Genomic DNA, 8,441 nt, shown 5'->3' on the forward strand with positions numbered 1-8,441 from the left:
CCCGGAAGCGTTCCGCGTCACGAGGGCCGAGTCACTCGGCCAGAGCCGGGAATACGTCCGTTCCCAGCAGCCGGATCGACTCGCGGGTCGCTGCATCGTCAACTCCGGGGAACACCACACGCACCGTCACGTGCGCGCTCACCGTCTGCGGCAGCGCCCTCAGCAGTTCCCACCACGGACGCAGTTGGTCGACACACTCTTCGGGCGTGCCGGCCACGACATGGTCCGGCCGCGTCGAGACGGGCACGTTCGTGCCCGGCCCGTCCGGGACGGCGCCGTCCCCGGCCTGCGCCATCCAGCGCCGGTACCGGTCGCCGACAAGGGAATGCCCGGCCGCCACCGTCTCCCACGCCCCCGAAGCCGCGGTGAACGCGCACATCGTCAGGGCGATGTGGAAGGGCCGGTCCAGGTCTGCGAGTTCGAGCGTCCCGATCCGGCGGGCCAGCTGCGCGACGGACGCGAGCTCGGGCGCGATCCAACCGTCGGCGATGCGCGCCGCGCGGCGCACACCCCGACTCGCGAACGCCCCGAGGAGAATCGGCGGTCCCCCGGTCTGTGCGGGGAGCGGGCGCACCGGCACAGCATGTCCGGTCCGTCCGTCCGTCACGACCGCCTCGCCCGACCAGGCCGCACGCAGTGTGCAGACGGTCGTCTCCAGAATTCGTCCGCGCCGCGAACGATCGACGCCGAGGGCCGCGAATTCCTCCGGGCGATAACCGAGTCCGAGGCCCAGAATCACGCGCCCGCCGCTGAGCTGGTCGACGACCGCGACATCCTCGGCCAGCCGCAGCGGATCGTACAGCGGCCCGATCGCGACGTTGGTCGCGAGGTCGACAGCGGTGGTCTCGCGAGCGAGCGCACCCATCACCACCAGGGGACTGGGAAGATGGCCGTCCTCTGCGAAGTGGTGCTCGCTGAGCCAGACCGAGTCGAACCCGGACTTCTCAGCGGTCACGGCATGCCGCACGAGGGCGTCCAACGCCCGGCCCGACTCCGCCGCGGTCCCGCCGACAGTCTGGGCGGTCAGCGCTCCCAGGCCGACCCGGATGCGACGGCGTCGGTGGCCCACCGTCGCGTCCCGGAGCCGGCTCACTTGATCGCGCCGTCGACCTTGAGCTGGACGATCTGATCCCAGTCGAGGCCGTGCTCGAGCAGCACCTCCTCGGTGTGTTCACCGTGCTGGGGGGCACGGGTGAGCACCGGCGCCTCGTTTCCGAACCGCATCGGCGCCGTGACGAGATCCAGAGTGCGCCCGTCTTCGTACTCGACGGTGCGGACGTACTCGTTCGCGATCGCCTGCGGGTCCGTCAGCACGTCGAGGGGCTTGCGGAAGACGTCCCACTGTCCCTCCTGCTTGCCGAGGATGTCCGTCCACTCCGCGAGGGTGCGGGTCCGGAACACCTCGGTGAGCTCGGCGGTGCACTCGCGAGTGTTGCGGGCGCGGTCCTCGAACGTCGCGTAACGCGGGTCGTCGATCAGGTCGGGTCGGCCGATCGCCTCGCACAGCCCGGGCCAGTACTTCTGGCTCTGCAACAACGCCAGATGGATGTACCGGCCGTCGCTGGTCCGGTAGATGTTCGAGACCGGGTTCACCGGCGCGGACCGGTCCGGATAGGGCAGTTCCGCGGCCCCGACGAGCTGGGCGCCGGCGATGGTCGCCTGCATCGCCCACGCGCCGACCGCGAACAGCGACGTGTCGACGACGATGCCCTCCCCGGTGCGTTCGCGGTGCAGCAGTCCGGCCGCAATCCCGCCGGCGAGCGCCATGCCGCTCTGCACGTCGCCGAAGGCCGGGCCCGGCATGTTGGCCGGCCACTCGAGGTCGCCGGGGGCGATCGACCCCGCCGCACCGGAGCGCGCCCAGTAGGTGATGCCGTCGAATCCCCCCTTCTCGGAGTCGGGTCCGGCCACCCCCTGGGCGGTGCCGCGCGCGTAGACGATGCGCGGATTGCGCGCCATGATGTCGTCGACGTCGATACCCAGCTTGGTCCGCGCATCCGGCAGGAAATTGGTGGAGAAGACGTCGGCCGTCTCGACCAGCTTCATGAGGACCTCGCGACCCTGCGGGGTGGCGATGTCGAGGGCGATGGCGCGCTTGCCACGGTTGTTGATCTCCCACAGACCCGACATGCCGTCGACGTCGCCGGGCACGCCCCACGCCGCGGTCGTGCGCATCGGATCCCCGAAGTCGGAGTGCTCGACCTTGATCACGTCGGCTCCCCAGTCGGACAGGATCGCGCCGGCCGAGGGGACGAACGCATACAACGCGACCTCCACGACCTTGATTCCGTTCATCACCTTGGTCATCGAGCGTTCTCCTTCGTCGTACCGCAGTCACGTTCTACTGCAAAGATTTTCGGGCCACACGGCAGCTACGCTGCGTGTGGTGGTGGTTCCGTCGGCCGGCGCGGCGACACACGGGCGCGGATTCGACGGAGCGGCCTCCAGAGCCGGGGTGAAAAACACCGTAACTATAGCAATGTTTTATGAGTTGTACATCACATCACCGTTGAAGGCCTGTTCGATACGCACGGGATCCGGTCCCGCGGCTTCCGCGCGACAGGTCAGTACAGGGACTCCCCGCCGTCGACGACGAGGTTCGTCCCGGTGACGAACGCCGAGTCCGGGCCCGCGAGGTACAGCGCCGCGCTCGCCATGTCCGCCGGCGTACCGGCGCGCCCCATCGGCACGGTGGCGGCACGCTCGTCGAACAGCGAATTGCGCTCCTGCGTAAGTGGCGTCGCAGTGATCCCGGGGGACAGTGCGTTGACCCGAATGCCCGTGGGGGCGAGCTCGTAGGCAGCCATTCGTACCAACTGGTTGAGACCGGCCTTTGCGGTGCCGTACGGCACCAGGCTCGGCCGCACTCCCAGCGCCCGGATCGACGAGACCACGACGATCGAGCGATTCGTCCCCTCTCGGCGGACCATCGCGCGGGCCGCGGCCTGCACGCACCGGAACGTGCCGGTGAGATTGAGGTCGATGCAGGCCTGCCACTGCTCCTCGGTGAGTTCGAGGAACGGCGCCACGGTGCCGCTGCCGGCGTTCGCGACCAGGACGTTGAGCGAACCGAACTCCCGCTCGACCCGTTCGAACATCGCCGCTACCGAGTCGGCGTCGGCGATGTCGGCCACGATGCCCGCGACCCGCGACTCGTCGCCGCACCGGGCGCGCAACGATGCGACGGCCTCGTCGAGGATCTCGGGGCGGCGGGCCGCCACCGCGACCGTCGCGCCGGCGTCGAGCAACCGCTCCGCGATACCGCGGCCAATGCCTTCGCTACCGCCGGTGACCAGGGCATTCTGCCCGACCAGCGCCTGGTGCCGCGAGCCGGAGTGCGTCGAATAGGGTTCCACTGTGTGCTGCGTCATAGCTTTGGTATAGCATTAGATACGAAATATTGGCATGGTTAAGGAGGAGTGCCCGGTCGGGACGGTCCCCGTCCCTATACTCATCACCACCCCGATCGCCGACCGAACAACCGACGAGGACATCGAATGACGCGCAACACCATGGGTTCTCCCACAGGAACCGCCGCCCTCCGACGCGCCATCGCGATGACACGGAACGAGAAGGTCTCGCGGACGGTCGCGCGCATGGTCGCCAAGGACATCGCCGACCGCCGGCTCGGCCCGGGTTCCGCGCTCGAGTCCGAGAACGACATGGCCAAGCGGTTCGGGGTCGGCCGCGCGTCGGTGCGAGAGGGCCTGCGCCTGCTCGAGGCGCAGGGGCTGGTGACGGTCCGGCAGGGCCTGGGCGGGGGCCCGATCGTGTCGGAGCCCTCGGGCTCCGAGTTCGGCGACACGCTGTCGATGTATCTGCAGGCGAACGGCATTCAGTTCCGCGAAGTCGCCGAGGCTGCCCTGGAGATGGAGGGGCTGGCCGCAGCAATGCTCGCCGATCGGATCGCCGCCGGAGAGGACGTCGACCTCACTCCCCTGGCCGCCCACGATCTCAGACCGGACATGTCGAACGAAGAGGTCACCGAGACCGCCACCGGATTCCACAGCGCGCTGCGGAACCTGACCGGCAACTACGTCCTCGACCTCACCGGTTCGGCCCTGGCCCACCTGTATACCGACCGGATGCTCGGCGCCCACCCCGAGGAGTGGAACGAGAAGGAGCGGGAGTCCTTCACCGAGCCGCACCGCCAGATCCACGACGCCATCGCTGCCGGCAACGCCGAACTCGCCCGCACTCTGACCCGCGCACACATGCGCGAGGTCATCGACCGCATCAGCCGCCAGAACCCGCGCATCCTCGACGAGCGGGTGGAGTGGCTCTGACCGACTAGCCTGCCCTTCGTCGTCCGGCCGCCGCCTCCCCGGGTCCACCCGGCAGGTGCGGCCCGTTCGTATGCGGCATGACCGTATCCGGAGGAGTTCCGCGGCGTTCTCGGTCGAGCGTGTCCCGTCGGGTGACGAACGAGAGCGGAGACCCCTTGACGACCAGACCCTCCATACCCGCCGCCGAGACTTCCCTCCCGGCGCGTCCGGCAGAACCGCTCAGAGCCGCTGCCGCGCCTCCCCCGGGTGCGGCACCGGGACAGCCGAAGCAACCGCGCGCGGTATGGGCCATCACGTTCGCCGTGATCGTCGCGTTCATGGGTATCGGCGTGGTCAGCCCGATCCTGCGCCCGCTGGCCGAGCAGCTCGGCGGCACGCCGTCACAGGTGTCGTTGCTGTTCACCGGCTACATGGCCGTGATGGGTCTCGCGATGCTGGTCACCGGCGCGATATCCAGCCGCATCGGCACCCGCAAGACCCTGTTGCTGGGCCTGTTCGTCATCGCCGGGTGCTCCCTGGGCGCGAGCCTGTCGGGGACGCTCGGCCAGATCATCGGCTTCCGCGCCGGATGGGGACTGGGTAACGCGCTGTTCGTCGCGACCTCGCTCGCCGCGATAGTCGGCGCCGCGACCGGCGGTGCGCCGAAAGCGATCGTGTTCTACGAGTCGGCCGTCGGCATCGGCATCGCGACGGGCCCGCTCGTCGGCGGGCTTCTCGGCCAGATCTCCTGGCGCGCCGCCTTCCTCGGCGCCTCCGTACTCATGGCCGTGGCCTTCGCGCTGCTCGTCGTCCTGCTGCCGCCCGCCACGACGCCCGACCGGCCGATCCCGCTCATCGCACCGCTCCGGGCGCTCGGGCACGCGGGCCTGCTGTCGATCGCCCTCGTCTCCCTGCTGTACCACCTCGGCCTTTTCGCCCTGTTCGCATACGCGCCGTTCGTCCTCGAACTCGATCCACTTCGGCTCGGATTCGTCTTCTGCGGCTGGGGCGTGTGCGTGGTGATCTCGTCGGTGTCCGTCGCGCCTCGGTTGCGCACCGCGCTCGGCGCGATCGGCGCGACCGCCCTGGGCCTGGCCCTGTTCGCCCTCACCCTTGCAGTCGTGGCCGTATTCACCGGCAACCGACCGGCGGTCGTGACGTGCATCGTCGTCTCGGGCCTGTTCCTGGGCGTCCTCAACACCCTGGTGACCGAAATCGGTATGGACGCCGCGCCGGTGGACGGGAGCACCGCAGCCGCGGCGTACAGCTTCGTGCGCTTCGGCGGCGGCGCGGTGGCCCCGTGGCTCGCAAGCCGGATGGGCGAGATCTTCAACCCTCACGTTCCGTTCGCCGCCGCCGCCGGCGCCGTCGCGCTGGCGTTGGGGGTGCTGGCCCTCGGCCGGCGCCGACTGCCCGTTCACCACCGTCGGCAGCGTTGAACCGCAAAGCCTTACAGCGGCCCGGTGACTTGCGCCACAGCAAAGGATACGGTACATATCGATAACCACACCAAATATTGCAATATTTAGCCGGGCGCGCGGACACACCGTCGGCCGGCGCCGGACTCCGTGAGGACCGTGATGACCGACTACCAGTACCTGACCTACGAGTCCCTCGACGCGGGTCGCATCGTCCGCATCATGCTCGACCGCCCGAAGCAGCGGAACGCCCAGAACCGGGGCCTGCTCGTCGAACTCGGCAAGGCCTACGCACGCGCCGAGGCCGACGACACGGTGCGCGTGGTCATCCTGGGGGGCCACGGACCGTCCTTCTCGGCCGGGCACGATCTCGGGTCCTCGGACGACGTGCGCGAGCGCGCTCCGGGCTCGGGCCAGCACGTCTCCTACGCCTGCAACGGAGCCACCTACTCCGAGATAGAGATGCGGCTCCACCAGGAGTGGCACTACTACTTCGAGAACACCCGCCGATGGCGTAACCTCCGCAAGATCACCATCGCGCAGGTGCACGGAGCCGTGTACTCCGCGGCGCTCATGTTGATGTGGAGCTGCGATCTGATCGTCGCAGCCGAGAACACCACGTTCGCGGACGTCGTCGGCACCCGGTTGGGGATGTGCGGCGTCGAGTACTTCGCACATCCGTGGGAGTTCGGTCCCCGCAAGACCAAGGAACTGCTCCTGACCGGTGACTGCCTCGACGCGGCCGATGCCCATGCCCATGCCCTCGGCATGGTCTCGAAGATCTTCCCCGAGAAAGAACTCGCCGACTCGACCCTCGCGTTCGCGCGCCGAATCGCCCGGATCCCCACCATGGCAGCCCTGCTGATCAAGGAATCGGTGAACCAGAGCCAGGACGCCGGCGGATTCCAGTCCGCCCTCGACGCGGGCTTCACCCTTCACCAACTCAATCACGCCCACTGGTCCGCGCTGACCCGTGGCGAAACTTGCATCGGCACGGTCGAGCACGGGCTGGACGACTGGCGCGCGGCCCCCGAGATCCGGCGCGCCGACCCTCGCGTGCCCTGACCGCACCTCCCATCCCGATACCACCCGTTCGCACCTCGAAAGGCTCTGCCCATGAACGAGACGTCCCCCGCCCGCACCGTGATCGTCACCGGCGGCACCGGCGGCCTCGGCGCCGCGGTCACCCGCCACCTCCTCGACGCCGGCTGGCGGCTGGTGGTCCCCTGGTACGTCGAGGCCGAACTCGACCGCGTCGCTCCGCACCCGAACCTCGAGACGATCCGCGCCGATCTGTCCGACGAGCAGGACGTCGAGGCGGTCGTGGAGTGCGCGACGAAGGACGAGGCCCGGCCGCTGTACGGCGTGGTCAACCTCGTCGGCGGATTCGCTGCCGGCCGCCGGGTCCACGAAACGCCCATCGAGGTCCTCGAAGCCCAGTTGTCGATCAACCTCACGATCGCCTACCGCGTCATCCAGGCCGCCCTACCCGAACTCATCCGCCACGGCGGCGGGTCCGTGGTGTGCATCGGCTCCGCCGCCGCAGTCCGGCCCTTCCCGGGCGCCGCCACCTACGTCGCTTCCAAGGCCGCCGTCTCCGCCCTGGTCCAGGCGCTCGCAGTCGAATACGCCGGCGACAACATCCGCGTCAACGGTCTGCTGCCTACCATGGTCGACACCCCCGCCAACCGGGACGCAATGCCCGAGGCCGACCGCTCCAGCTGGGCCCGCCCCACCGACATCGCCGAGGTCATCGGCTTCCTGCTCGGTGATTCCTCGCGCGCGGTCAGCGGCGCGTCGATCCCGGTCGTGAACGTCGCAGGCTCGGACTGACTCTTACACCCGCGACGGTCCCACACCCAGGCGATCGGCGGCCGCGGTCAGGAAGGCGCGGCGCTCTTCGGCGGAGTCGCCCTTCCAGACCGAGTCGGCCCAGACCACGAGGTCCTCGATGCCGTGGTCGCGATACCGGCGCAGGTCCGCCGAAGTCGCCGCGTCGACGCGCACGTAGCACGGAAACTCGCCGATCCGACCGAATTCGCGCCGCAGCCTGCGAATCTCGTTCACCATCTCCACCGCCTGCCCGAAGCTCGGGGTGCCGGAGGAGAACCATCCGTCTCCCAGCCGCGCCGCGCGGGCAAGCGCCTTCGGGCCGTTACCGCCGTGGATGACAGGCACGTGCACGGGGCGAGGATGCAGTTGTACCTCATCGAACCGGTAGTGCTCGCCCTCGTGGGAGAACGGCCTGCCCGACCACGCCTTCCGCAGGATCGTCACGCACTCGTCGGTGCGCGAGAAACGTTTGCGGAACGGCACGTCCAACGCTGCGAACTCCTCCTCGAGCCATCCGGCGCCGACCCCGAAGAGCAGACGACCGCCGCTGAGTTCCTGCACGGTGATGGTGGTGCGCGCAGTGTGCAGTGGGTGCCGCAGGGCAGTGACATACACGGCCGTGCCCAGTTTGATGCGGTTCGTGGTCGCGGCCACGGCCGCGTGCACCGCCCACGGATCCGTCAGCTCCGTCGACACATCGACGATGGGTCCCGTGTGGTGCTGCGCCGTCCCCGTCGAAGGGTGGCTGCTGGAGTAGGCGACCGGATGGAGCACGTGCTCCCCCAGCCACAATGCGTCGAATCCCAGGTCGTCGGCGCAGACCGCCAGTTCGACGAGTTCGGTGGGATTCATTCCGTATGCGCTCAGTCCGATGGAGGCCATGGGGTTCGCCTTTCGTGTGATCGATGGTGAGACGACTCGTCCG

The 8,441-nt window shown here is 69.1% G+C and carries 8 protein-coding genes; 4 read left to right on the forward strand and 4 right to left on the reverse strand.

Annotation, left to right across the window (positions count from 1 at the left end):
- Positions 1–31: 31 nt before the first annotated feature.
- From CQZ88_RS18315 to CQZ88_RS18325, 3 genes are all read right to left on the reverse strand, one after another.
- The gene (locus tag CQZ88_RS18315; protein WP_232334142.1) at positions 32–1,093 is read right to left on the reverse strand and encodes an LLM class flavin-dependent oxidoreductase; all 1,062 of its coding nucleotides are present in this window, start codon (positions 1,091–1,093) and stop codon (positions 32–34) included.
- Entirely contained in the window at positions 1,090–2,307 is a 1,218-nt protein-coding gene (locus CQZ88_RS18320) for a CaiB/BaiF CoA-transferase family protein (RefSeq protein WP_006939844.1), read from the reverse strand. The genes CQZ88_RS18315 and CQZ88_RS18320 overlap by 4 nt, the downstream gene beginning before the upstream one ends.
- A gap of 257 nt (positions 2,308–2,564) precedes the next feature.
- On the reverse strand, positions 2,565–3,371 hold the full coding sequence (locus CQZ88_RS18325) for an SDR family NAD(P)-dependent oxidoreductase (protein WP_065921998.1): 807 nt from the start codon (positions 3,369–3,371) through the stop codon (positions 2,565–2,567).
- Positions 3,372–3,497: 126 nt separating this feature from the next.
- Here CQZ88_RS18325 and CQZ88_RS18330 point away from each other — a divergent pair, with 126 nt between their 5' ends.
- The 4 genes from CQZ88_RS18330 to CQZ88_RS18345 all read left to right on the forward strand — a co-directional run bounded on the left by CQZ88_RS18330 (position 3,498) and on the right by CQZ88_RS18345 (position 7,516).
- Complete coding sequence (locus CQZ88_RS18330; RefSeq protein ID WP_102800126.1) at positions 3,498–4,286, forward strand: FadR/GntR family transcriptional regulator; 789 nt, start codon at positions 3,498–3,500, stop codon at positions 4,284–4,286.
- A gap of 302 nt (positions 4,287–4,588) precedes the next feature.
- Complete coding sequence (locus CQZ88_RS18335; RefSeq protein WP_006939852.1) at positions 4,589–5,704, forward strand: MFS transporter; 1,116 nt, start codon at positions 4,589–4,591, stop codon at positions 5,702–5,704.
- Positions 5,705–5,845: 141 nt separating this feature from the next.
- Complete coding sequence (locus CQZ88_RS18340) at positions 5,846–6,748, forward strand: enoyl-CoA hydratase (RefSeq protein WP_065921997.1); 903 nt, start codon at positions 5,846–5,848, stop codon at positions 6,746–6,748.
- Between the two features lie 51 nt (positions 6,749–6,799).
- Entirely contained in the window at positions 6,800–7,516 is a 717-nt protein-coding gene (locus CQZ88_RS18345; protein WP_043797999.1) for an SDR family NAD(P)-dependent oxidoreductase, read from the forward strand.
- A 3-nt stretch (positions 7,517–7,519) separates the two neighbouring features.
- Here the strand turns inward: CQZ88_RS18345 and CQZ88_RS18350 are convergent, their stop codons facing one another.
- A complete protein-coding gene (locus CQZ88_RS18350; protein WP_029546416.1) occupies positions 7,520–8,398 on the reverse strand; it encodes a TIGR03619 family F420-dependent LLM class oxidoreductase in 879 nt (292 codons plus the stop codon).
- Between the last annotated feature and the right edge of the window lie 43 nt (positions 8,399–8,441).

The organism is Rhodococcus sp. ENV425 (genome assembly GCF_002887785.1).
Lineage (GTDB): Bacteria > Actinomycetota > Actinomycetes > Mycobacteriales > Mycobacteriaceae > Rhodococcus > Rhodococcus aetherivorans.

Excerpts from the sequence above, each read along its gene's own strand:
- CQZ88_RS18350 (WP_029546416.1), bottom strand. The coding sequence starts at position 8,398 with ATGGCCTCCATCGGACTGAGCGCATACGGAATGAATCCCACCGAACTC.
- CQZ88_RS18340 (WP_065921997.1), top strand. The coding sequence starts at position 5,846 with ATGACCGACTACCAGTACCTGACCTACGAGTCCCTCGACGCGGGTCGC.
- CQZ88_RS18325 (WP_065921998.1), bottom strand. The coding sequence starts at position 3,371 with ATGACGCAGCACACAGTGGAACCCTATTCGACGCACTCCGGCTCGCGG.
- CQZ88_RS18345 (WP_043797999.1), top strand. The coding sequence starts at position 6,800 with ATGAACGAGACGTCCCCCGCCCGCACCGTGATCGTCACCGGCGGCACC.
- CQZ88_RS18320 (WP_006939844.1), bottom strand. The coding sequence starts at position 2,307 with ATGACCAAGGTGATGAACGGAATCAAGGTCGTGGAGGTCGCGTTGTAT.
- CQZ88_RS18330 (WP_102800126.1), top strand. The coding sequence starts at position 3,498 with ATGACGCGCAACACCATGGGTTCTCCCACAGGAACCGCCGCCCTCCGA.